Origin of the sequence: Hungatella hominis (assembly GCF_014288005.1) — a bacterium.
GTDB classification, from domain to species: Bacteria; Bacillota; Clostridia; order Lachnospirales; family Lachnospiraceae; genus Hungatella; species Hungatella effluvii.
The window spans coordinates 106,381-129,043 of the sequence record NZ_JACOPB010000006.1; the positions used below are offsets into that span (position 1 = coordinate 106,381).

At 51.2% G+C, this 22,663-nt stretch carries 25 protein-coding genes and 1 CRISPR repeat array; of the genes, 3 read left to right on the forward strand and 22 right to left on the reverse strand.

Features of this window, described 5'->3' with window-relative positions; translation table 11 throughout:
• Positions 1-21 precede the first annotated feature (21 nt).
• A complete protein-coding gene (locus H8S75_RS33360) occupies positions 22-231 on the forward strand; it encodes a GNAT family N-acetyltransferase (protein ID WP_349768936.1) in 210 nt (69 codons plus the stop codon).
• Positions 232-303: 72 nt separating this feature from the next.
• Here H8S75_RS33360 and H8S75_RS14890 read toward each other — a convergent pair whose 3' ends face one another.
• The 4 genes from H8S75_RS14890 to H8S75_RS14905 form a co-directional block, all read right to left on the reverse strand.
• Entirely contained in the window at positions 304-1,143 is an 840-nt protein-coding gene (locus H8S75_RS14890) for a hypothetical protein (RefSeq protein ID WP_187022310.1), read from the reverse strand.
• A 199-nt stretch (positions 1,144-1,342) separates the two neighbouring features.
• A complete protein-coding gene (locus H8S75_RS14895) occupies positions 1,343-2,812 on the reverse strand; it encodes a UbiD family decarboxylase (RefSeq protein WP_187022311.1) in 1,470 nt (489 codons plus the stop codon).
• Positions 2,805-3,200: a prenylated flavin chaperone LpdD gene (gene lpdD / locus H8S75_RS14900; RefSeq protein WP_349768929.1), complete on the reverse strand. Its 396-nt coding sequence runs from the start codon at positions 3,198-3,200 to the stop codon at positions 2,805-2,807. The genes H8S75_RS14895 and lpdD overlap by 8 nt, the downstream gene beginning before the upstream one ends.
• Positions 3,193-3,768 (reverse strand): UbiX family flavin prenyltransferase, encoded by a 576-nt coding sequence (locus H8S75_RS14905; protein ID WP_187022312.1) that lies wholly within the window; start codon positions 3,766-3,768, stop codon positions 3,193-3,195. The genes lpdD and H8S75_RS14905 overlap by 8 nt, the downstream gene beginning before the upstream one ends.
• Before the next feature lie 104 nt (positions 3,769-3,872).
• On the opposite strand from H8S75_RS14905, the gene H8S75_RS14910 reads away from it, so the two are divergent.
• Complete coding sequence (locus tag H8S75_RS14910) at positions 3,873-4,742, forward strand: LysR family transcriptional regulator (RefSeq protein WP_187022313.1); 870 nt, start codon at positions 3,873-3,875, stop codon at positions 4,740-4,742.
• 71 nt (positions 4,743-4,813) lie between these two features.
• Here the strand turns inward: H8S75_RS14910 and H8S75_RS14915 are convergent, their stop codons facing one another.
• The 14 genes from H8S75_RS14915 to spoIIIAA form a co-directional block, all read right to left on the reverse strand.
• Positions 4,814-5,200 (reverse strand): Asp23/Gls24 family envelope stress response protein, encoded by a 387-nt coding sequence (locus H8S75_RS14915; protein ID WP_002601061.1) that lies wholly within the window; start codon positions 5,198-5,200, stop codon positions 4,814-4,816.
• Between the two features lie 87 nt (positions 5,201-5,287).
• Complete coding sequence (locus tag H8S75_RS14920) at positions 5,288-6,358, reverse strand: siderophore ABC transporter substrate-binding protein (protein WP_187022314.1); 1,071 nt, start codon at positions 6,356-6,358, stop codon at positions 5,288-5,290.
• Between the two features lie 23 nt (positions 6,359-6,381).
• A complete protein-coding gene (locus H8S75_RS14925; protein ID WP_002601063.1) occupies positions 6,382-7,134 on the reverse strand; it encodes an iron ABC transporter ATP-binding protein in 753 nt (250 codons plus the stop codon).
• Between the two features lie 33 nt (positions 7,135-7,167).
• Complete coding sequence (locus tag H8S75_RS14930) at positions 7,168-8,154, reverse strand: iron chelate uptake ABC transporter family permease subunit (RefSeq protein WP_187022315.1); 987 nt, start codon at positions 8,152-8,154, stop codon at positions 7,168-7,170.
• Positions 8,151-9,191 (reverse strand): ABC transporter permease, encoded by a 1,041-nt coding sequence (locus H8S75_RS14935; protein ID WP_187022316.1) that lies wholly within the window; start codon positions 9,189-9,191, stop codon positions 8,151-8,153. Before H8S75_RS14935 ends, H8S75_RS14930 begins: the two co-directional genes overlap by 4 nt.
• A gap of 150 nt (positions 9,192-9,341) precedes the next feature.
• The gene (locus tag H8S75_RS33600; RefSeq protein WP_432764188.1) at positions 9,342-9,410 is read right to left on the reverse strand and encodes a DUF6783 domain-containing protein; all 69 of its coding nucleotides are present in this window, start codon (positions 9,408-9,410) and stop codon (positions 9,342-9,344) included.
• A 206-nt stretch (positions 9,411-9,616) separates the two neighbouring features.
• Positions 9,617-10,480, reverse strand: coding sequence for a SpoIIIAH-like family protein (locus H8S75_RS14940; RefSeq protein ID WP_002601066.1), 864 nt, complete (start codon positions 10,478-10,480; stop codon positions 9,617-9,619).
• A 16-nt stretch (positions 10,481-10,496) separates the two neighbouring features.
• Entirely contained in the window at positions 10,497-11,120 is a 624-nt protein-coding gene (locus tag H8S75_RS14945; RefSeq protein WP_187022317.1) for a SpoIIIAG-related protein, read from the reverse strand.
• Positions 11,074-11,763, reverse strand: a complete 690-nt coding sequence (locus H8S75_RS14950) for a stage III sporulation protein AF (RefSeq protein WP_187022318.1) — start codon at positions 11,761-11,763, stop codon at positions 11,074-11,076. Before H8S75_RS14950 ends, H8S75_RS14945 begins: the two co-directional genes overlap by 47 nt.
• 5 nt (positions 11,764-11,768) lie before the next feature.
• The gene (locus tag H8S75_RS14955) at positions 11,769-13,013 is read right to left on the reverse strand and encodes a stage III sporulation protein AE (protein ID WP_187022319.1); all 1,245 of its coding nucleotides are present in this window, start codon (positions 13,011-13,013) and stop codon (positions 11,769-11,771) included.
• Positions 13,010-13,396, reverse strand: coding sequence for a stage III sporulation AC/AD family protein (locus tag H8S75_RS14960; protein ID WP_002601070.1), 387 nt, complete (start codon positions 13,394-13,396; stop codon positions 13,010-13,012). Before H8S75_RS14960 ends, H8S75_RS14955 begins: the two co-directional genes overlap by 4 nt.
• Before the next feature lie 13 nt (positions 13,397-13,409).
• Positions 13,410-13,604 carry a stage III sporulation protein AC gene (gene spoIIIAC, locus H8S75_RS14965; protein WP_002601071.1) on the reverse strand — a complete coding sequence of 65 codons (195 nt, stop codon included), beginning with the start codon at positions 13,602-13,604 and terminating at the stop codon, positions 13,410-13,412.
• 38 nt (positions 13,605-13,642) lie between these two features.
• Positions 13,643-14,173, reverse strand: coding sequence for a stage III sporulation protein AB (locus H8S75_RS14970; RefSeq protein ID WP_002601072.1), 531 nt, complete (start codon positions 14,171-14,173; stop codon positions 13,643-13,645).
• The gene (spoIIIAA, locus tag H8S75_RS14975) at positions 14,166-15,170 is read right to left on the reverse strand and encodes a stage III sporulation protein AA (RefSeq protein WP_187022320.1); all 1,005 of its coding nucleotides are present in this window, start codon (positions 15,168-15,170) and stop codon (positions 14,166-14,168) included. Before spoIIIAA ends, H8S75_RS14970 begins: the two co-directional genes overlap by 8 nt.
• A gap of 176 nt (positions 15,171-15,346) precedes the next feature.
• Between spoIIIAA and H8S75_RS14980 the strand changes: the two genes are divergently transcribed.
• Positions 15,347-16,858, forward strand: coding sequence for a DUF4454 domain-containing protein (locus H8S75_RS14980; RefSeq protein WP_187022321.1), 1,512 nt, complete (start codon positions 15,347-15,349; stop codon positions 16,856-16,858).
• Positions 16,859-16,979: 121 nt separating this feature from the next.
• Positions 16,980-17,345: direct repeats of the CRISPR family, unit length 33 nt; unit sequence ATTTCAATCCACACCTTCCTCGCAGAAGGTGAC.
• Between the two features lie 217 nt (positions 17,346-17,562).
• Here H8S75_RS14980 and H8S75_RS14985 read toward each other — a convergent pair.
• The 4 genes from H8S75_RS14985 to H8S75_RS15000 all read right to left on the reverse strand — a co-directional run bounded on the left by H8S75_RS14985 (position 17,563) and on the right by H8S75_RS15000 (position 22,656).
• On the reverse strand, positions 17,563-18,072 hold the full coding sequence (locus tag H8S75_RS14985; protein ID WP_187022322.1) for a flavin reductase: 510 nt from the start codon (positions 18,070-18,072) through the stop codon (positions 17,563-17,565).
• 323 nt (positions 18,073-18,395) lie between these two features.
• Entirely contained in the window at positions 18,396-20,270 is a 1,875-nt protein-coding gene (locus tag H8S75_RS14990; protein ID WP_187022323.1) for an aryl-sulfate sulfotransferase, read from the reverse strand.
• Positions 20,271-20,291: 21 nt separating this feature from the next.
• Complete coding sequence (locus H8S75_RS14995; protein WP_187022324.1) at positions 20,292-21,233, reverse strand: NAD(P)/FAD-dependent oxidoreductase; 942 nt, start codon at positions 21,231-21,233, stop codon at positions 20,292-20,294.
• A gap of 10 nt (positions 21,234-21,243) precedes the next feature.
• On the reverse strand, positions 21,244-22,656 hold the full coding sequence (locus H8S75_RS15000) for an SLC13 family permease (RefSeq protein WP_187022325.1): 1,413 nt from the start codon (positions 22,654-22,656) through the stop codon (positions 21,244-21,246).
• Positions 22,657-22,663 lie beyond the last annotated feature (7 nt).

Below are 22,663 nucleotides of genomic sequence, written 5' to 3' on the forward strand. Positions count from 1 at the left end.
ACTGCTTCCTTCCGTCCGCTTCTGGAGAAATACCAGGATTACGCTACCAGTCCCGGCGCGGAGACGAATGACCGCACACTTCAGCGGCTGAAGGATCCTTTTTCCGATTACTATTTTATCTGTTTAGACGGTAAGCATATCGGTGCCATCCGCATCTGCCATTTTGAAACATTATGTAAACTCAAGCAGCTGTTCATCCTTCCTGAGTTCCAGGGACACGGATATGCATAGATATGGGAAATCAGCGATTATAATATATAACGGCTGATTTCCCATACTGGTTTTTTATTCCAATACTGATTTTTATTGCGGTGAGTCCCCCGTCTCCCTTCCAGCCGGCACTGCCCATGGCTGGAGCACTGACAGAAGCTCTGCATCATAGTCCAGACCGATGCTGTAGCTGTATTTCTGGCTGGGGAGCGTTCCCTGTGGATAGGAAATCTCCAGGTGTTCAGGGAAAAGAAGGATATACTCTGGCCGCAGAGCTGCCTCCATCTCTTTACGCAGTGCCGGACTGCCCGTGCCAGAGGCATCTAATAGCCATTGCCGGACCGCCTCCTCCGACAGGCTGAATAAATCCCAGTTGCTGAATACGGCCCCTGTCTCCCGATTGAACACGGCCCCGAGCCGAAGCTCTTTAGCCTCCTGGCCGTTTACCGGGAGCGTGACCGTTGTGATAAAGCTTACGGCTGTATCATTGGACGCGGAGGGCATGATCTCCTGACGTACATGGCGTTCCTGATACTCAGTCCCGTTCTCCCGGCAGGTCTGGTAATCCCTGTAGGCCTTCTGAAGCTCTGCCTCAGTGTCGTAGAGCAGTCCCTGTTTCTCGTAGTAATCGTCTATTCCCCTCCGCGCAGATTCATTTAAATCATTGTAGCTAACCGTTCCGGCCACATAGCAGTTGGCCGGTCCAACGGTCTTATAAATGGTCAGAAGGCTGGTTCCATCTGGCAGTCTGTAGCTGTCGAAGGTATTGTGTTCATCCTGCCACAGGTCCGCGCGCTCATCTCCGGGAAGGGAGGCGGCATTTTCCTGGATCAGATGCAGCGTCTCTTCCTCCGGAACGGGAGTTTTCGAGCAGCCCGCCAGGAATACAAGGGACAGGATCAGTACTGATGCGTAAATTTTCCTCACTTTCATAGGTCATCCTCCTTTATAATTCTGAAGCACTCTCAGAAATGCCTTGTGCTCTTCTGATCGTCTGGAGTACTGGAGCGTGTCTGTAAGCAGCTTTTTCAGAAACACTCTAACACTATGTTATACTCAAAACGGGAAAATGTCCACTGTTGTTACTGCAGGGAGGCCGTTTAAGTTACTGATCAGCTCATTTCCGGATCCCTTATACCAGCGGCCGGATCTCGTAGTCCTCCATATTCACTTCTTTAAATTTCGATCTCTGGAACCTTTCCTTCAGGCCGTATGGTACAGTGCAGTCGAAGATGGTTTTACAGCTTATTCCCCGGTCCTTAAGCATTGGATTGTATTCCGGCCCCTCGGTGGGGTCCAGCGGATGGCAGCGGACTCCCGGAATCGTGATGGTATCCACGTCTCCCTGATAACGGGTGTTGAGCGCCCACAGAACATCGTCCGAATCAAAGATATCCACATCCTCATCCACCACGATCACATGCTTCAGCTCAGGAAATGCGGTGAGCGCGATGAGCGCCGCCTGACGCTGCCTTCCCTCGTCGCTGGGAACCTGTTTTGCGAACTGTATGACCGCCATGTACTTACCGCCGCCGGAGCGGTGGGCGTAAACATTTTTCACGCGACCGGCAAGCGCCTTCTCTTCCATGGTCAGGATACTGGCCTCCGTCGGGATTCCCGCCATGCTCACGTGTTCCTCGCTGGGTCCGATGCACGTCTGGATGATCGGATTTTTCCGATGGGTAACCGCTTTGATCTTTATTACCGGAAGCTCTCCCGACACGTGGCCGGTATATCCCGGGAACTCCGGCATGGCCTTTCCCGTATTGGTGTTGATATCTTCCCGCATCCGTTTTCCGGCCACCAGCTCGCCCTCGATGACAAACTCCGCGTTGGCAATAGCGTACTCGTCAATGGTCCGGCATTTTGCCATGCGGACCGGCTTTTTGCGGAGCGCGCCTGCGATGGACAGCTCATTGAACCCCAAAGGTGTTGTGGGCGGTTCGAAGCAGGAAGCGATCTCAATGGCCGGATCCACGCCGATGCTGATGCTGATCGGCAGATTCACGCCTTCCCGTTCCGCCTTTTCCCGAAATGCGTCCAGGTGGCGCACCCCGGGGGTGAAAAACATGGTCATCTCGTCCGCCGACTGCAGGCAAAGACGGTGAATGGTCACATCCCCTTCTCCCGTAACCGGATCGGAGGCGTAGCACATTCCCATGGTGATATAAGGTCCGGCATCCTCCTCCGTATTCTGAGGGGCCGGGAGAAGCTTCCGAATATCGAAGCCTTCCTCCGATGCATAATGGATTTCCTCCTGGCACGGCACGTCTCCGCCTGCCGTAAACTCTGGCATAATGGGATTCGCGGCCGCCTCCTTTAAGAGAAAGCCCAGCTTATCCGGAGGACAGTCCAGCAGGCAGCCCACCCGTTTTCTGGAAGCCAGAAGGCCGATCAGCACCTGTTTGTCCGGGAAGCCTTTGATATTACGGAAGAGGAGCGCCGGTCCCTCCTTTGTGGGACGCTTTACCGTACCACCCGCCCCGACATAGCGGTAAATCCCCGCGACTTCCGCGTAAGAATCTACCTCTGTATCTGTACATGCAATCTGATTCTCATACTTTTTCAGTTCCTCCACCGCACTCCGTAAATCTTCAACCATTCTGATTTCCTCCTTTTTCTTCCTTCTGCTCTTGCTGATTCTCTCTCAAACCGGCGGCGATCCGGTGAGCGCCTTCTTCGCACAGCGCTACGATGCCGGTGATCTGTTCCTTCGTTATTCCGTCCACATGGATGCCGGCCAGCACGGCCAGTCCCCCGGAAACCACGGATTTCAGTTCCCGGTAAATCAGCTCCGTCACCACGCCTTCCCTGTGGCCCTCTCTGGCATTTGACAGGCATCCGCCTCTGTCCCCGAAGGCAACGGCTCCGATATGTCCCGTATCACCGCCCGCTGCCAGCACCAGACAGTCGGTTCCCATCCGGAGCACCTTAAACTGCACGGAGACGCCGTGGCCTGTCATGGTAAAATCCATCAGTTCCTCAAACACGGTCCTGCACCTTCTCTCCCCATCGTTTCGCGCCTTCACAGGGAATCCTGAACTGGTCCAGAATCTTCATAATCTGGTGATTTACAATGTCCTCCACGGTCTCCGGATGGTTATAAAATGCCGGCATAGGCGGCGCTATGACAGCTCCCATCTGCGAAAGCTCATACATGTGTTTTAAATGAATGGTATTAAGCGGCGTCTCCCGGGGACAGATCACCAGCCTCCGCCGTTCCTTTAAGGCGACGTCACAGACGCGGGTGATTAAGTTGTCCGCGTATCCATTAGCGATTCCCGACAGCGTCTTCATGCTGCACGGCAGGATAATCACGCCATCCGCCGGATAGGAGCCGCTGGAGATGCAGGCCGCCAAGTCGCGGTTATCATAGCTGTGGTCCGCCAAAGATAGGACGTCTCCTTTCGTATATCCTGTTTCAATCTCCAGATTTACCCAGGCGTAATCGCTGAATATCACATGGGTCGTCACTGACTCTGTTTTTTTTAATGCCTCCAGCAGCTTTACCGCGTATATGGTTCCGCTGGCTCCTGTCACTCCGATAATCAGATCCATGAGAGTTCCTCCTTTCCCTTCACTGTACCGGATATCGCCTGTACAATCAATTCATTTTATGGTATCATTGTTTCCATAACGGAATGATTGAACGGAGGCAGAATATGACATTGGAACAACTGCAGTACTTTGTGGCGATCGTGGAAAGCGCCACATTCTTTGACGCGGCGGAAAGCCTTCATATCGCCCAGTCCACCCTGTCCAAACAGATACGGAATCTGGAACTGGAGCTGGATGTCCAGCTGTTTGACAGAAGCCGCCGCCACGCCTCCTTAACGGATGCCGGGCGCGTCCTCTATCCCGATGCGGTAAAGCTGTTAAAAGGCGTTCAGGGAATGAAGCAGCATCTTGCTCCATATCAGGACAGCCGGAGATCCGTCATACATTTGGGAGTCCTTCCCATCCTGCATCAGTACCGTTTGAATCCCGTTCTGAGGCAGTTTGCCGAGTCTCACCCGGAGATCACCCTCATGATCGACGAGGTGGAGGATGAACCGCTGCGGCAGGGCTTCCGCCAGGGCAGCTACGATCTGATCATCGGCCGCCCGGAACTGCTTACCGGCGTGCAGAGCACATGCCATCTGCTGGCTCACGACCGGCTGGTGCTTCTGACTCCCGCAGGCCATCCGCTGGCAGGCAGACCAGCCGTTCCCTTAGAAGAGCTGTCCGGAGAATCGTTTATTCTGATGCATCCCAGCAGCAGCATCTACCGCCTGTGCCTCACGGCCTGTCAAAAAAAAGGATTCCAGCCCGCTGTCACCCGGACAGCCAAGATAGAATCCATTGTCAGCGCAGTCGCCGCCGGAGAGGCGGTGAGCCTGCTTCCTTACAGTAATCTCGATGTATTTCGCCATGAAAATGTCGCAGTGATCCCGCTGCAGGAGCCAGTCGCCGCCGATGTCGTCCTGGCCTGCCAGTCCCCGAAGAAACTGTCGCTCTGCGGCAGGACACTCTGGAAATACTTTTCCGCCTGAACCATTTTAACGAAAAAGGAAGCTGTGCAGAATTCTCACTCTGCGCAGCTTCCTCTCTCTTTTTCACGTTCTTACCGGTTTTCTTCCATCGACACGCCGGCAATCTTGATATTCACATCCAGCACGGTAAGTCCTGTCATGTTCTCAATCGCGCTCTTTACCTTGTCCTGCACCTTTTCACATACTTCCGGAATGCTGAAGCCGTACTTGATGTTTAAGGATAAGTCAACGGATACGTGCTCTTCCGTTACTTCGACTTTAACGCCCTTGGATAAATTCTTCATGCCCAGCTTTCCAACCAGTTCATTGGTAATGTTGCCGGCCATGGAATCCACGCCGTCTACTTCCGTCGCCGCAAGGCCTGCGATGATGGCTACTACTTCATCCGCAATCTGTACTTCGCCGATTTTATCTTTTTCATATACTTTATGAGTATTTCTGTTCTCTGTCTCTGCCACAATGATTCCCTCCTGTTTTCAATTCGATGTATTACTTGGATTATAGACTATTATAACAAAGACAGCCACAGTTTGCAAAACATTTTTCTATTCCTGGCCCAGAATACCCGCTTCTAAGTCACTTAACATCACATCAGCAGCCGTAATGCCGCCTTCCGCCAGGTACCATACGGTTGGTGTCAGGTAGACAATGCGACCGTTTTTGTATGCTTCCGTCTTCTTCACCAGTTCATTATCCATCACTTCCGCCGCGAGCTTGGCACCTTCCGTGTTGATTGCGGAATCGCGGTCCAGGACAAAGATGTAATCCGGGTTTAAGGAAACGAGAAGCTCGAAGGAGGATTCATTACCATGCGTGGAATCCACGTCGTTTGCCAGATTGGTGAAGCCGACTTCATTGCCGATCAGGGAGCAGCGGCTTCCGTCACCCAATGTGTTGAAATTGCTGCTGGTCACCATTCCGATGACTGCTGTCTTTCCCTCGGCCGCCTGGCGGAGCGTCTCCACACGTGCATCGAATCCGGCCAGTTCTTCCGCCGCCCGCTCTTCCTCACCGAAAATGGAAGCGATCATGGCAGCATTATTTTTCACACTCTGAATCACGCCTTCCTCATAATCCACCGCGGTGTATACGACAGGAGCAATCTTCGACAGTTCGTCATACTGCGCGCTTAAACGTCCTCCGATGAAGATCACATCCGGCTCACTGGCCATGAGCGCCTCCATGTCCACTTCCTTCAAGGTGCCGAGGTTTACAATATCCTCGTTATTGTTATACTCCATCAGATAATCGATTTTGGAGGATTTCGGCATTCCCACGATCTGGCCGCCCAGATCCCAGTTATCCATCATGTCAAGCACCGCCATATCCAGAATAGCCACGCGCTCCGGATTATAGGGCACCTCCAGCTCCACCTTTTCGCCGTTTCCATTCAGCGTCGTCACGGTGACGGATTCCGGTGTCTCCGAGGCCTGTGCATCTTCATTTTCGCCTTCCCAGGAGCCGGACTGGGACTCTGTATCTGTGGACACGGCTTCGGAAGAAGTCGTCTCGCCGGCCTGTCCGCCTGTTGTTCCGGCCTGTCCGGCGCTCTGCCCGCAGGCTGTCAGGGAAAGGGCTGCTGCCATTGCAAGTGTCAGTAATGTCATTTTTTTCATAGATAGTATCTCCTTTTTTGGGGTTAGTAATAGATCGACAGTGGTTTTCCTTCTATTTCCAGTATCTCGAAGTCCACGCGGTAGATTTCGGAGAGGTTTTCTTTTGTCATCACTTCCTCCACCGTACCGAATTTTGATATTTTTCCATCCACGAATGCGCAGATGTAATCGGAATAAAATGCGGCGTAATTGATTTCATGCAGCACGAGAATCACGGTTTTTCCCAGTTCATCACACAGCCTCCGGACGATTTTCATCATGTTGGTGGCATGGTAAATATCCAGGTTATTGGTCGGCTCATCTAACAGGACGTATTCCGTATCCTGCGCAATGACCATGGCTATGTAGGCGCGCTGGCGCTGGCCGCCGGACAGTTCGTCGATGAACCTGTCCTCAAATTCCTCCAGTTCCATGTAGGCGATGGCCTTTTCGATGATTTCCTCATCCTCCGCCGTAATCCGATTGCCGCTGTAGGGAAAGCGGCCGAAGGCCACCAGCTCCCGGACTGTCAGTTTCATCTGGACGTGGTTGCTCTGAGTCAGAATGGCCAGCCGCCTGGCCAGATCCCGGCTCTTCCATTTGGACATGTCCTTTCCCTCGAAATCCACCGAACCGTCATCCTGTGCGATCAGCCTGGAGATCATTCCCATAACCGTTGATTTTCCGGCTCCGTTGGGGCCGATCAGCGAGATCACCTTTCCCTTCGGCAGTTCGAAGGAGACGCCGTCCACCACGGTTTTTCCATTGTATTTTTTTAAAAGTTCTTTGACAAACATCGTTATGGCCTCCTTGTATTATTTTTTCACATCCTATGTGGAACGGCTCCTTCGCAGCAGCAGATAGAGAAAATAGATTCCGCCTCCGACAGTAATAAATACGCTGACCGGGACGCTGTAGGCAAATACCTGCTCCACAAGCAATTGGCCGCCTGCCAGTATCACCATACCGATTAATGCCGAGCCGGCGATCAAATAGCTGTGGCGGAACGTCTTAAACAGCTGTCTCGATAAATTGGCAATAATCAGGCCCAGGAAGGATATCGGGCCTACCATGGCGGTCGCTATGGCGATAAACAGTGTCACCCCCAGAAGCAGTCTGCGCACGGTGCGGTCATAGTCCACCCCCAGATTAATCGCCTGCGCCTTTCCCAGTGTAATGACGTCCAGCAGCGCCAGTTCCCGGCGCAGGACAAAGAGCAGAGCTGCAATCAGGATCAGGGAAAAGAATATGATTTCCGTGTTTACATTCGTAAAGCTGGCGACCAGCGACGCCAGAAGGCTGTCGTACTCGTTGGGATCCATGATGCGCGTAAGTGTCGTCTGCATACTGGTGAAAAAGGTGGACAACACCGTTCCGGCCAGCAGGACGTACAGCACATTATGGCTTGTCTTCTTAAATAAGTAGCTGTAAATGATGGTGGCGATGATCGCCATAAGTACCAGATCCACCGCGAAGGAAAGGTTCGCATTGCGGGCCAGAAGGCTGGTGGAGCCGAAAAAGAACACAACCGCCGTATGGATCAGTGTATAGAGGGAGTTCATCCCCAGCAGACACGGCGTCACGATGGTATTGTTGATCACCGACTGGAAGATGACGGAAGCCCCGCCGATGCAGAACGCCGTGATCAGCATGACAGCCAGCTTTGGAATCCGCAGGCTCATGGCATAGCTGAAATATTTCATATTCACATTCAGAAAGAGATAGAGCACGGCGGCGGCCGCTGCCAGCAGCGATAGGATCACCAGCTTCTTTCCGTTGATATTTCCGGTCCTTCCGCTCATTTTTTCCTGCTTCATGCCTCCGTTCCTCCCGTCTGCGGCGATGGTACCGCCGCGGCTCTCCTTTTCCCAAAGGAAAGGGTGATGCTTTTCCGGCCGTGATTTAACCGGTAGATCAGCATACCTACGAAAATCACACTTCCTATGACACCGATAATCAATTCAATCGGCAGCTCATAGGGGGTGATCACAGTCCGGCCGATCATGTCGCAGACCAGAACGAACAGTGCTCCAAACAGGGCGGTATCCAGCAGAGTCCCCCGTATCCGGTCGCCTTTAAACATCGCCACCAGGTTGGGCACGATCAGTCCGATATAGGAAACGCTTCCGACGACTACCACAATACTGGCTGTAATCATGGCGGCGATGCTCAGACCCAGAAATAGCACGACATTGTAGTTGACACCCAGATTTTTCGAGAAATTCTTCCCCATTCCAACAATATTGAAATGATTGGCAAATAAAAAGGCCAGAAGCACCAGTGGAAGCGTTAAATACACCAGTTCATAGCGTCCTCTGATTACCAGGGAAAAATGTCCCACCAGCCAGGAGGAAAGGGCCTGTGTCATGTCGTATTTATAGGCCAGATAACTGGTCATACCTCCGATCACATTGCCGAACATGATTCCCACTAACGGAACCATGACCACGTCCTTAAACTGGATTCTCTGAATGAAGCAGACGAAGATCCACGTCCCCGCGATCGCCGCGATAAAAGCGAAGACGGCCCGTCCCCACAGCGAGGATGACGGCATAAACAAAAGCGCCAGCAGAATACCGAACTGTGCCGAGGAAATCGTCGCGCCTGTGGTCGGGGAGACGAATTTATTCATACAGAGCTGCTGCATGATCAAGCCGGAAATACTCATACCGACTCCGGTACAGAGTATCGCCAAAAGACGGGGCAGCCGGGATATCAACAGGATCTCCACCTGTTCAAAATCCCCGCGCAGCACGCCTCCGGGGCTTATATCCATGACCCCCAGAAACAGTGATACCACCGACAGAATGACCAGTGATGCTGCCAGAAGTAGGGTTAGAGTCTTTGGTTTCATTTTGGGTTTCTCCTCTCAAATCAAATGATGTACAATATTTAAGTTAGTTTCAGCTAACCAAAAGGCAAAAAAATACAACTCGCAAGATATCACATCACATGCATACTGGACTTACATGTATCTCACACCGCGCGCTGCCCTGGAGTGTGTTTAAAAATTCATTTCCGCCATCTGCACGCCCCACTTCGTGGCAGATGACGAAAAGTAATTTTCAAGCATACTCCAATATCATAACACAGGGAGTTAGTCATAGGCAACTCCATAAAATGCACAAACTTTTCTCAATAGGGGACAGAAAAAACAGCGAAATCCGGAGTCTGGGAATGGATGGAAAAAGAAACAAGGACGCGAAAAAGCCATATGCGGCTTTTTCGCATCCTTGTTCATTCTTTCAGATTTATTCGCGCCTGGGTGCTTCATTTCCTCTATTCTTCCAGCTTCATCAGTGTGATCACGATATTCTCTGCTCCCACTTCCGTTTTGCGCTTTACGATGTCCTCAATCTGGGCGCGCTGCGGATCGGTAATGCTGGAAGCGTTGATGACGACGTCAACCTTGCCGCTGGTAATGCTGACAACCGGATCGGAGAAGCCTTTTGCCATCAGAAGAGTCTCTGCGGCATTCTCTTTCTCGGATACTGCGGTCATGTCTATCATTTCCTGAATCGCTTCCTGTTTGGCGGCTTCTTCGATGTTCTCATTGTTGATTAAGTTCATCAGAGTCTCTTTGTTCTTGGCACGGACCTGCTCTCTGCTCAGCTGCACGTTCGCTATGTAGTCGGATACATTCATACCGCTGGTTAAGACCGCTTCACCCGGATTTTCCAGACCGGTTTCCAAATCGCCTGTCGTCTCATTGGCTGCCAGCTGTCCGCCTTCCGCCGCCGAATTGTCGGCTACATTGGTGGTGTCCGCTGCCGCGTCTCCTGCCACGCCTTCCTGATTGCTGGCCACTGCGCTGCCGGAGCCATCTGTCTCCTGAGCCGCCAGACTCTCGTCGTTAGGGTCATTGTCAAGGCTTGCAATCTCCTGGTAATTTCCCGGGTCGCCTGTCAGCGCCTGGTTTTCAGCCAGAATGTCCTCATCGGAAATATCCGTCACACCGGCCTCGTACACATCAGTTCCCGACGCCATTTCCTGCTTCCCGGCGTAGTTTAGGTATCCGGCAGCTGCGATCATGACCGCCAGCGTTGTGATGATAATCTGATTTCTTCTGAACAGTTTCTTCATATTCATTTTCTTTGGGGTTCTCGGGACTTTGGATTCTCTGATATCTTTTAAGCTTCTCATTCCTAACACTCCTTCTTTATTCCACCCTCTTTAATACTTTTATTTTATGTGGCGGCAAGTCAAATAATGCTTCCATAGCGCCTGAAATTTCAGCTTTTACAGTTGGACTTCCTCCGCCCTGGGCGCTGATGATGATTCCTTCGATTTCGGGACGGATTTCTTTCTCCACGATCGGCGCCGTATTTTCCCCGGTTCCGGTCAAAATTGTACTTTCCTGCTGTTCCGCGCTGCTGCTCTTCCTCGTTCCGCCTCCGCTGTCCTGTTCCTCAGTGCTGGAGCTGGAGGTATTTTTGTCCACACGCAGCACCTTCTCCTCGGAAGACTTGAGCACGATCATCACGTCAACAGTCCCGACTCCATCCACGGTCTTTAGAATCTGCTTCACCCGCTGCTCCAGCTGCTGTTCATAGGTGCGGTCCGCATTTGCGGCCACGGCGACCGGTTCCCCCGCATCTGTCACCAGCCCTTCCTGTAAGGAGGCTTCTGTCCCCGAAGCGGCGTCTTTTAACATCTTCTTTTCCGTCTCCGGACCGGAAGGAATCGTGAGGACCAGGAGCAGAAGTCCCACCGCCAGCAGAATCAGCCATTTATCCTTACTTATTTTCCAGTTGAATTTCAATGTCCTGTTCCTCCAAATCATAATATTCAGAAATGCGGCGTCTCAGACCAGCCAAAGCAGAATTTTCTTCCTGCCGCTTATCAGGCTGCCCCGCCGATGCACCGATCGTCTCAGACACCTCCTCGCTCCCGCCGTTCAGTTCCACGCGGATCCGTTCCACCGGTTCGATGGGTTCCACAGGTTCCACCGGCTGGATACCGGAACTGCTTCCGCCCTGATCCGCCTGCCCGGAGCTGTCAGGTGCCAGCCGGAGACTGACAGATACCACGTGGCCGAAGGTCTCCTTCTTCTCATCCCCGTCGATCCCGGCCTCGGCCTTCCTGCAGACGAATCCCGACGATTCCGCCATGGTGCGCAGGTCATTTTCCACCGCCTCCTCGTACTGGCTCACCATGCTCGCAAGCCTCACACCTTCCATGTCGGTGAGCTGGGCCGAGAGTTCCGACGCCTCCTTCTGAAAGCTGATGGACTCGAAGTAATAGGCCAGTTTGTCATCCAGCCGCAGTCCGCCTGTAAATGGTTTTAACACCAGCAGAATGAGCACCATGCCCGCAAACAGCCGGAAATATTTTTCATACTTCTTATCGGGAAGAAGATTGGTTACCACTGTCATAAAGATCAGATAATATGTGATATTTCTGATCCACTCATATAAACCTTCCATGTCAATCACCCTGCGTAATACGTTACATTAGTGGAGGCGCACACCACCGCGATGGTCACCACAAACAGCACGATAGCCGAAGCCGCGATGGACAGCAGGATTCTGTGTCCCTTGGCCATATCCGATATACAGGATACAATCCTTTTATCGCATACCGGCTGGAGGACGGCCGCCACACACTGATACAGGAGCATGAGAATCACCAGCTTCATCATGGGAATCAGGGTGATAATCACCAGGATCACCACTCCGGCGGCCCCCATGGTGTTCTTTACCAGGACCCCCGAACCGATGACCATCTGCGTCACGGCGCTGGCTCCCTGCCCCACTCCCGGTATGATTCCGATCAGCTTCTGGACTGCCCCCGTTTTCATGGAATCCACATAGGGGAGCACCAGCCCCTGGATCAGGTGAAATCCCAGCACGATCCCGACCATAGTCTTAAGACTCCAGGTAATCACGTCGCTTAAGAGCTCCGTCAGCTTCGACAGGATGTCCTCCTTTGCAATATGGCCGGCCATGACGAGAAGCGCATACACCTTCACCATGGGCAGAAGGACGGAGGCGGTAATCGTCTGAGCCACCGTGATGGCAAACAGCGTAAATTCATAGGATGCGATCGCTGAAACGCTCCCTCCCGCAAATGCCGCCGCCAGAAAATATGCCGGCATCAGCGCCTTCATAAATCCCAGAATCTGATTGACCACATTTCCTGCAATGGTAATGCTCGTAAAAAAGCTGGCTGCCAGATAGGTAAACAATAACAGATAGGTGACAAAGAATCCCGTTTCCGATATCTGGCTTCCCGTAAATACATTGGAGAAGTTGGCAAACACAGCACCGATAATTCCCAGAATAATGATCTGGCCCATCATATGGCCGTTATTTCTGATTTCCGAAAACAGAGCATCGCGGATGCCAGTACCAATCTGCCCCATCACATCTCCCAGCCTGCCTGCCATGATATCCTTCATCATTTGTTTAAAGGACAGGTTCCAGCCGCTCGTCCCCTGAGAATTAATATAATCCTGAATCTCCGTTAAATCATACTGTTCCAAATCCATGGAGACCTCTTTCGTCTCCGCTTCGTCCACCGTCTCCCCGGAATCGGCAGGAGACCCGCCACTGTGCTCCGCCGCACAGCTGATCATGACCGTGGACAGCCCTCCTGCCAAAAACAAGCCTCCCGTTCCCGACAGGACCACCGCCAGCACCAGTAATACGGCTGTTTTGTACAGATGCCCCTTCATGACAGAAATACCTGCAGGGTCTCGATAAGCGCTAAGAGAATCGGCATGCTGACGGCAAGCACCGACAGTTTGCCGAAGATTTCGATCTGCGTGCCCACGGCGCCGTATCCCGCATCCTTGCAGATTCCGGCGGCAAATTCCGCCACGTAGGTGATCCCGATCATTTTAATCAGGGTGGACAGATAGACGCTGTTGATCCTGATATAAGACTGAACCTGTTTTATGGTATCCAGAATTGTGGTCAGCTTTCCGACTCCGTAAAAAAAGATGAAAAATCCGGCTGCCATCACCAGATAGGTTCCGTACTCCCCTTTCATGCCCTTCAGCGCAACGGCCAGAAGGACTGCCGTGATACCGACTACGGCTATGGTCACTACCGTCATATTCTCATTACCCCTACAATGCAAACAGATTTTTAATGGTTTCAAACAGCTGATAAATGTAAGGCACCAGCCAGAACAGCACCAGGATTAAACCAGCGAGACTCGTCAAAAATGCCTGTTCTTCCCGCCCGCTGTGCTTAAGTACCTGGCAGATGACGGAAACCAGGATTCCAACCGCCGCTATTTTAAATATCAGATTGACCCCCATGCTATCCTCCTTATAGTCAAACATCGCCGTCCGGCGTGCTAATACATCATAATCGTTATGAAGATGCCGCCCATAATACCAAGGCTGGTATAGAGACGGCTCCGTTCCTGCTTATGTTCCCTGAGATAACCGATGGATAGATCCAGCTGCTCCAGATAGAGGAGAATCGTCCTCTCCTGCATCTCCAGGTCCAGATATCCAAGATGCTCGCCCAGTCCTTTCAAACTCTGCCTGTCCTCTTTCGAAAGACAGAAGGCTTTGGGGAGCTTATCGATCTCCTCCTGCCAGATATCGTAAAATGGCTCCCCCCGCTGTCCCTCCATCCGCTCGGCAACCCGGATAAACAGGTCGCCGATCTCTCCTCCGCCCTTCTTCCCCGTCCGATCGAAGCTTTCAGGGAGCGCGGAGCGGGCGTATACGATCTCTCCTTTCAGCAGGAAGATCATTTTTCTTAAGTGTTCCATGGTTTTCAGCCGTTCTCCCCACTGTCCCGCCATAAAAAATCCCATGCCAGAGCAGGAAATCACGACGAGAACGGCTCCCAGAATTCTGATTCCCGTGTTATCCATACGCCATGCACTCCTCGCTGTTCCATCTTTTCCCCATGCGGTGGACCTCCGCCTTATAAAGCTGCGTCCCGCGGGAATCGTAGATCTGATCGATATTGCCGATCTTTCCTTTATTATTCAGCACGATATACCGCTCAAAAATCCGCTCATCCACCAGTCTTCGCAGCACCGGCTTCTGCTTCAGATCGTCGATGGAGCTGCCGTGCACCGTGGCGATCAGCTTGCATCCGCAGTTCATAACGTACTCCATGGCCTCTAAGTCTTCCCTGCTTCCGATTTCATCCACGGCTATCACCCGCGGCGACATGGTGCGGATCAGCATCATCATGCCTCTGGCCTTCGGACAGCAGTCAAGGATATCGGTGCGGATTCCCAGCTCATTCTGGGGCATTCCCTGGTAGCAGGCGCCGATTTCCGACCGTTCGTCCACCACTCCCACCGTCATGCCTGCGTGATCCTTTGTCCCATTGGAAATCTGCCGGATCAGATCACGGAGCAGCGTCGTCTTCCCGCACCGCGGCGGCGAAATGATCAGGGTGTGCAGAATTTCTTCCTTGTCATAGAGATACGGAAGAACCGGGGAAGCACACCCCTTCACCTGATGCGACAGTCTTACATTGATAAAGGAAATAAACTTCATTGTCTTGATCCCCGACTCGTCCAAAATGGTTTTACCCGCAACGCCGATGCGGTGGCCCCCCTGGATGGTAAGAAATCCCTGCTTCATCTCTTCCTCAAATGCATACAGGGAATAATTGCTCATGTATTCCATGGTTTCCTTTAACTCGCCCCGGCTCACCAGATAGGCATCCCGGCAGTCCCGGCTCAGCTGTCCCAAACGGCTTATGTAGTACTCTTCATTCTTATAGACCATCAAAAGCGGCGCCGCCACCCGCAGGCGGATCTCCTGCACTTCATCATAGTCAACGGCGACCCGGTTTAGAATCTCTCTTATATTCTTCGAAAAGATTTTTATGAGCTCGTCTTTTTTCTCCACCTTCATCCCTCCTCTTACCTCAATATATGTGAAGGGGGACAAATTATGACGGGGAATTATTTTCATTTTCAGAGGTATATGGTATGATAGCGGTACAGAATATCAGGATAACGAATGGAACGTAAGCCGCCGGGCCGTACAGGCACGGTGCTTCACGATGGAAAGGAAGAACGCGAATGAAGAGAAAGCTGTTGCTGGGATGTGTCATTGTAATTAGTATCTTATCCTCTGCCTGCCATACGGACCGGGCTTTGAACCATACGGCAGATTTCACGCAGGTGCCCTACTCCAATCAGGAAGAAACGCAGGAAGGCGATCTGGCAGAAAACGCATCCCCGCCGGAGAAATCCTCCGGTGCAGAGGACCAGAGTCCGATTTCACCAGATGGTTCTTCCTCTGGGGCAGGCGCTCTAAAATTTGATATTAAAGCATTGAAAAACCTGGATGCCGACACTGAGCTGATATCCAGCAGGTATTTTAAAGCAGGCGACGTGCGGTCCGCCATATCTTTTTCGCTCACACAGGACTGGAAGGATTCCGGCCGTCTGACCTGCGATTTCCTGTCTCAGGATAACCAATATGAAAGCTTCTGGAATGGGATTGCTCAAGCGGCCGTTGATACGGAGAGCGGAAAAATGGATTACAGCATCATACCGGAATTCCACGACGCAGCCCAGGAAAAAGGAACGTGCAGCATAACCTTCTATTTAAATGACGCGGTTCCACATATTACAGTAGACGGCAACGCTCATCTGGAGGGGGATTACTATTCCTTCCAGCGTTCTTTCAGCAGGCCGGAGGTATTCACCCGTTATTTAAGCAAAGCGGATTTATACTTATATCCGACCGAAGACCTGTGGCTGCTCAGAAATGAAATTTACGCGGCGCATGGACGGAAATTTGATTCCGAGGTCTTAAGCCAGTATTTTTCCAATAAAGTCTGGTATCGGAGCCTACTGGATCCGGACAAATTTTCGGATTCCCTGCTTTCTGATATCGAGAAAAAGAATATTACGCTGATTCGGGGACTGGAAGAGGAACCTTTTGACAAAAGAAATATCATAGACGGAATCGATTATGCAGGCGAATGGGACCGCCTTCCGCTTGCGCCTTACCTCTCGTACCTGCAAACCGGCCGGGAAACCGGGCTGTCCGCAGATCTGACGAAGGCGAAAGATATGGGCGTATACTACAGCGTTCCCGGCACGATCTCTGTTCCCGCCTCCATGACGCAGGAACAGTTTTCTGCAGTGCAAAACGGCGGGGAAGCCGAAGTAGTTTTAAACGCGCTGACCGGCGAAAGCCAACTACTTTCCCTGGATCCCAATGCAGGAGACTCGAATTCATACGGCTATCTGATGTATGACAAGGGAACACTGCCTTCCTCACAAGGCAGTGAAACAGGAGTCATCGCAGATCTGGAAAATGGAACCTATACTTTGTGGCAGACCAGCGCAGACACTGTGATGAAGACGGTATATGAGGGGGACATTTACATTCTGAAAGGAGCCGTGACAGGCGCTTATACCAGCCTGGCAGAAGCATCGAAAACTCAGATGGAGATTTGTGCTGGTGCATCGGAGAGCGGCGGGGAGACGGAGGCGCTGGCTGACAGCAGCGTACTTGGGAATGCGCTTTATTATAATAGTAAGGGGTATTTTACGGCGGTTTATTATCTTGGGGATTAGAGTGGATGTTGTTATCAGAAAAAAAGAACCTTTAGAAGCATTTGCTTTCTGAAGGTTCTTTTTGTTGTGAAGAAAGGTTGGAAGGGGGGATATGGTTATTCCAATCCATATATTCCTCGAAATTTCAATCCACACCTTCCTCGCAGAAGGTGACGGGCTGACTATGGCCATGCAGCACTGGCATGGATATTTCAATCCACACCTTCCTCGCAGAAGGTGACGGGAAAACATAACTTTCCCCGCTGTATTTGTCCATTTCAATCCACACCTTCCTCGCAGAAGGTGACATGAGAGTGGTGTGGGAACCTTCTATATTCACATATTTCAATCCACACCTTCCTCGCAGAAGGTGACGGGTGAAATTTATCCCGTGCTCGTTGAGGGGGTATTTCAATCCACACCTTCCTCGCAGAAGGTGACCTTAAATTGACCCCCAGTAAGTCCTGTCCCAGATATTTCAATCCACACCTTCCTCGCAGAAGGTGACAGCAATTCTCCACAACATTCCCCCACTACCCACCCACATTTTTAACTATATTGTACAATATTTTTCAAAAAAATCAATAGCTATCTTCCTTCTGCTTCATACTCCCTCATTTTCCCAGTGCGAATCCCCCAGTATTTTCATGTTTACTTGAGATTCGCACCAGCATTTCACTTCCTTATCTCCCCATCTACTAAAAATCCCTTCACAATTATACAGCTTAACATTCTGCCACAAGCACTTTCACAATCTCCGATACATACATAGTATGATAGTCTTTATTCGGATAACATTTCTGATCAATTTCCCGATCCAGTAAATTTTCAGCCGGCATGGGATCGGAGTACAGTTTCCGCAAGACAAAAATCATATTTGCTTCCTCGAATGCTGTGGTACCGTCGATAAAATAGGGAGTCAGACCTGCCTCCTTTACCTTGTCGCAGTCACGTCCGGATTTTGTTCCGCAGATGTTCAATGCCTTTCTGTACTCCTTATCATAAAAAGATACGGTGAACAACTCATTGGCATCGACAAATTCTTTCGTATAGCGCTGAGGCCGGATATAAGCAGTAATCACATTCTTGTTCCACATAATTCCCATTCCGCCCCAGCTGGCCGTCATTGTATTAAAATTCTTCTCATCGCCCGCCGTGATCAGCATCCACTCAGTGCCAATCTTTGTAAATGGATTAAAATTCAGTTCTTCCACTGCTATCTCTTTAAATCCCATAACATTTTTCTCCTTTTCTCAATGCTGTTTTCATTCTACAATTGCTATGATTCATCTCTTCTCTCCAGAACTGCTGAATATATATATTTTATCATTTTCTTCACTAAAGTCAAATACTCCCTGTGGGGAATTGACCCTCGCAGCAGTCGCCAAATGTTCATGCAAGCATGGCACTTGGCCCGCCGTTCACGGGAATCAACCTCCAACTCTCCGGACTTCACAGCAAAAAGCCGCTGTATCCCTCGCATTTCCATGCTCCGAACACAGCGGCCCTGCCCGCATGCTATCCCGGTTCTCCTTCTCTTTCCCGCTCTGCTGGTCTGCTATTCCATATGGATTTCGACACCGGTCTCATAGATTTTGTCTTCCAGCAGCACGCGAACCTTCACGTTTTTGCCCAACCCGCATTTATTGACATACACATCTACATTTCTGGGATCATTCTTCAGAAACGTTCCCACACACATTGCCTCGAAGTTCTTCGCAGCCGACGTGTTGATATAATAGCGGTGCACTCCGCCGTCTTCCTCTTCCAGCAGGAGCATGGCCAGTTCCCCTTTCTCAAAGGTAGCATTAAACATGATTCGGTCCTCCTCCTCCGTAACGGAAGCCTCGTAATGCTCCGGAATCAGTTCCCCCGTACAGGCGGCCGGAATCTCTGTCTCAAATTCTCCAGTTCTGCTCATGGAACCAAGTGTTTTCCCTGCTCCCAGTTCCGCCGTCTCACCGGCATAATACATGGGCAGCTTCTCGGCGCGGAATACATTGGAAGGTACATGCAGCTCATAGACTACCTCATCATTTACCAGTTCGCAGGTAATTGCATTCAGCGTACAGCCCTCACCGGTTCCATCCATGCTCCCCAGCCCCTCTAACGGTTCCCCGTCCTTATAGGCAATTCCCCCGGAATGCACCATATAACGGCCTTCATCGTAATATTCCACATTACAGATATATGGCGAAAAGAAGTCTGCGCCTCTCTCCTTTCCATACTGCCATACCTGTTCGATTGTCCGTGCCTCTCTGTCGATATGGTAGCGCACGCCTCTGGAATAGCTGTCCTTCGCCTTGCTGTAATGAGCCTTTAACTTGGAACGATAGTGACCGTTATCGAACATCATAATATCTCCGTCCGGGCACACCACCACGCCGTGCTGCTCGTAAGACCATTCATACGGTTCACTGATCGGCCGGAAGAAATACTTCTCCACGTACTCTTCCGGCCAGCCCTCCGGATCTCCCAGAATCCAGTTAAGAGCTCCTGTTTTGAAGTCTATATTAATCACCGCATCCTGATGCCGGCCGGAAAGCGTGATGGAATCCGTCTTCTTATCGTACCATACCGCATTATTATGGAACCAGTCGTGTGCAGAAGCCGATCCGGACCAGGTCGTCTGGCAGTCGTAAGGCAGAATCTCCCTGTAATCCCAGGTTCTCACGATCGCTCCCGTCTGGCGGTCGACAAGGACCAGCACATCTTCTACGGTATCCCGGTCCGGAATCTGAGACAGCATCAGGATATTGCCGTCTTCCATCTCAAAGGTATCATGGTGATAACCGCCCGGAAGCCTGTATTCCCGGTATATTTTTCCGTGTACCCCCATCTCGTACACACCGCTCACGTAATACGGCAGCTTTATCAGCCGGTCCGTACCGACAAGCAGATGGCCGTTCGCAAGACGCTTCATATCAAAGCAGACGTTTACCGTCAGATACCACCTTACGTCCCCGCGGTAATCACATGCCAGCGCATCGGCCTTGGACGTCTGTGTCAGAAAAATCACATTGTCTCCCATATGCGCCCCGCTGCCCTTGCAGCATGTGGGAACCGGTACCTCTGGGGGAAGCGGCTCGGTTTTAATCATAACCGTCTCCCGTTCTCCTCCCGACAAAATGAGCTCCACCGTATTTTCGCAGTCCGCATACAGACCATAAACCGGAAGAATATGGACCGTATCGGCCGGAAATGTATGGCTGATATCGCCTTCCGGCTCCTTCCCCTTCACCGTCAGCGTGACCTCCTGCTTTACAGCGGTCTTAAAAAGAATCATCGCCGTCAGCGGAGAGATCAGATACGGATTTCTCACTACCAGCGGGCTGGATGCCGTGTATGCTCCCGCCTCGAATGTCTCCAGAAACTTCTGTTCCGCTTCCGCCTGCTGTGTAATCAGGCTGTTTTTCTTCTCATATCGAATCATCTGTTATCCCTTCCTTCCCCATTATCCCATACATTTCTTCTTATACGCCGCCGCTGACTGAGCGGCCACTGCGCCATCCGAGCAGGCGGTCACGATCTGCCGGAGGAGCTTGCTGTTACTATCACCGGCACCGAAGATTCCCGGCACCGCCGTCTCCATCCGCTCGTTCGCTTCAATATAACCGTGTGATTCCAGAATGCCGAGACCTGCAAATGGTTCCGTTACCGGCTGAAGTCCGATATATTCGAACGCGCCGTCTCCGTATACTACGATTTCCTCCCCTGTTTTGCTGGAAACCGCACGCAGGCCGGTAAATACAGCCCCAGGCAGAAATTCTTTGATATCAAACCACTCATGGACTTCCACATTGGGCATGGACTTCAGTTTATCGCAGGCCATCGGGTCTGCGGTGAGATCAAGCATGGTTACCACCGTCACCTTTTTTGCCATTTCCGCCAGGTAGATGGATTCCTCCACCGCGGAATTGCCTCCGCCAATCACGATGACCGATTTATCCCGGTATTTTGCGCCATCACAGATGGCGCACCAGCTAATGGATTTTCCTGCAAAATCCAGCTCATTAGGCACGTGGAGCATACGCGGCTTTGTTCCCGTAGCCAAAATGACTGCCAAAGAACGGTATGTTTTTCCTTCCGCACACGTCACTATTTTTATGGTACCGCAGCCGTCGTCTTCCCGTTCCTCTGTCTCGATTTTTTCCACAGTGCCGTAATCGAATTCGATTCCCAGAGCCTGGGTATGCTCAAATACCTGCATCGCCAGATCGGCTCCATTGACCGAACTGAAGCCCGGATAGTTCTGTATTTCATATGTATTGATGATCTGCCCGCCCGGCGCCAGTTTATCTAAAAGGAGAACGTCAAGATTCGCTCTCTTCGCATATATCGCGGCCGTCATCCCGGCAGGTCCGCTCCCCACAATGATTACGTCATATATTTTCATGTTTCCTCTCCTATCTTAAAAATCCAGTCATCATCCAGTACGGATAAATCAGAACCGCCAGGAAAATGATGCTGAGTATTGTGCGGACGGTACAGAATTTCATGGCTTTTTTCATATCAAAGACGTCATAGCTGAACAGAATCAGGAACAGCGCCCACTCATAGGGGAAGAACAGCTGCTCCACACCCCATACGAAACTGAAGGTGGTTCCCACCACGCTGAGTCCCAGCTTCGCCGCAATGTCGATAAAAAGCGGTGAAAATGCCGCCATACCGGCCAGAGGAGTCATCATCATATCGGTGATCACACCGGTCAGCCATGCAAACAGGATCAATCCAAAATTTCCGACATTCTGGAGAATCGGCATCATCAGCTCGCTCACCAGACCGGCTACGCCAACGGCATTTGACATGCTTCCAATCGCCATGGTTGCCGCCACGAAGAATACCATCGGGAAATTCACCTGCTTCATATCCTCGATATCCGCAACGTCCACGCCCGGAAGGAAACAGGCGATCACAGCCAGAATAAAGAGCCAGCCTGCGTCAATTCCCGAAAATACCATTGCAATAACGAGTAAAATCAGGATAACCAGAAACTTAATTTCCTTTTTCGACATTTTTCCGAGAGATTCCTGTTTTTCTTTAAAATACTCTTTTCCGTCAATGGAGGCATCCTGTTTGAACAGAATCCGCACCATGATCAGAAGGACGATCAGCCATAAAAGCATGACGGGAAAGTTACTGATAAAATACTGCATCCAGCTGACGCTGTTTCCGGTTTCCTTTAAATAGGAATTGACCAGCTGAAGGTTCTCGCTTGCGGATAAATACAGCCAGGATGGTGCGATTGCCGCCACGAAACCGGCAAACATGATTCCGGCTCCGGTATTGCTGTTTTTCGGTATCTTTAACGCGTTGTAGATTCCAAAACACAGGGCGCAGTAGAGGGCGACACGGCCGGTCATATTGGGGACCAGAAGCCCCACCACGATACCGGACAGTGTGATTCCCGTTACGATCCCCTTATAGGAACCGCCGGATTTTACAATAAAAAAGTACGCGATCCGCTGCATCAGCCCGCTTTTCTCAAAGATCACGGAAAGCGTCAGACCGCCCAGAGACAGCCATACGACCGATCCGGTCCACGGTGACAGGACGACATTGGCGGGGGCCACTCCCCAAAGAATCGCTCCTACCGTTAAGAGCAGGCCGGAAATGTAAACCGGAAGCAGATTCATCGCCCAGGTCAGAATCGCCCACGCGGTGCACACGAAGAATTTTCTCATTTCCAGTGAGACGGCCTCCGTCTGCGGAATTGCAAAGTAAAGGATGCAGGGAACTCCGATTGCGATCCCCCATTTTATAAAAAACTTCAAATCAAACACAGTCTTTTTATCTGCTGTAATCCCCTGTTTGTCCATATTTTCC

What these genes read in the sequence shown, in the direction of transcription:
- H8S75_RS14970 (WP_002601072.1), bottom strand. Translation starts at nt 14,173, where the DNA reads ATGGATAACACGGGAATCAGAATTCTGGGAGCCGTTCTCGTCGTGATT.
- H8S75_RS14980 (WP_187022321.1), top strand. Translation starts at nt 15,347, where the DNA reads ATGAAGAGAAAGCTGTTGCTGGGATGTGTCATTGTAATTAGTATCTTA.
- H8S75_RS14940 (WP_002601066.1), bottom strand. Translation starts at nt 10,480, where the DNA reads ATGAGAAGCTTAAAAGATATCAGAGAATCCAAAGTCCCGAGAACCCCA.
- spoIIIAC (WP_002601071.1), bottom strand. Translation starts at nt 13,604, where the DNA reads ATGGGGGTCAATCTGATATTTAAAATAGCGGCGGTTGGAATCCTGGTT.
- H8S75_RS14995 (WP_187022324.1), bottom strand. Translation starts at nt 21,233, where the DNA reads ATGAAAATATATGACGTAATCATTGTGGGGAGCGGACCTGCCGGGATG.
- H8S75_RS14925 (WP_002601063.1), bottom strand. Translation starts at nt 7,134, where the DNA reads ATGTTTGTCAAAGAACTTTTAAAAAAATACAATGGAAAAACCGTGGTG.
- H8S75_RS14955 (WP_187022319.1), bottom strand. Translation starts at nt 13,013, where the DNA reads ATGAAGGGGCATCTGTACAAAACAGCCGTATTACTGGTGCTGGCGGTG.
- H8S75_RS14910 (WP_187022313.1), top strand. Translation starts at nt 3,873, where the DNA reads ATGACATTGGAACAACTGCAGTACTTTGTGGCGATCGTGGAAAGCGCC.
- H8S75_RS14985 (WP_187022322.1), bottom strand. Translation starts at nt 18,072, where the DNA reads ATGGGATTTAAAGAGATAGCAGTGGAAGAACTGAATTTTAATCCATTT.
- H8S75_RS14990 (WP_187022323.1), bottom strand. Translation starts at nt 20,270, where the DNA reads ATGATTCGATATGAGAAGAAAAACAGCCTGATTACACAGCAGGCGGAA.
- H8S75_RS14895 (WP_187022311.1), bottom strand. Translation starts at nt 2,812, where the DNA reads ATGGTTGAAGATTTACGGAGTGCGGTGGAGGAACTGAAAAAGTATGAG.
- H8S75_RS14930 (WP_187022315.1), bottom strand. Translation starts at nt 8,154, where the DNA reads ATGAAGCAGGAAAAAATGAGCGGAAGGACCGGAAATATCAACGGAAAG.
- H8S75_RS14890 (WP_187022310.1), bottom strand. Translation starts at nt 1,143, where the DNA reads ATGAAAGTGAGGAAAATTTACGCATCAGTACTGATCCTGTCCCTTGTA.
- H8S75_RS14920 (WP_187022314.1), bottom strand. Translation starts at nt 6,358, where the DNA reads ATGAAAAAAATGACATTACTGACACTTGCAATGGCAGCAGCCCTTTCC.
- H8S75_RS14960 (WP_002601070.1), bottom strand. Translation starts at nt 13,396, where the DNA reads ATGACGGTAGTGACCATAGCCGTAGTCGGTATCACGGCAGTCCTTCTG.
- H8S75_RS14945 (WP_187022317.1), bottom strand. Translation starts at nt 11,120, where the DNA reads ATGATTTGGAGGAACAGGACATTGAAATTCAACTGGAAAATAAGTAAG.
- H8S75_RS14905 (WP_187022312.1), bottom strand. Translation starts at nt 3,768, where the DNA reads ATGGATCTGATTATCGGAGTGACAGGAGCCAGCGGAACCATATACGCG.
- H8S75_RS14950 (WP_187022318.1), bottom strand. Translation starts at nt 11,763, where the DNA reads ATGGAAGGTTTATATGAGTGGATCAGAAATATCACATATTATCTGATC.
- H8S75_RS14935 (WP_187022316.1), bottom strand. Translation starts at nt 9,191, where the DNA reads ATGAAACCAAAGACTCTAACCCTACTTCTGGCAGCATCACTGGTCATT.
- H8S75_RS15000 (WP_187022325.1), bottom strand. Translation starts at nt 22,656, where the DNA reads ATGGACAAACAGGGGATTACAGCAGATAAAAAGACTGTGTTTGATTTG.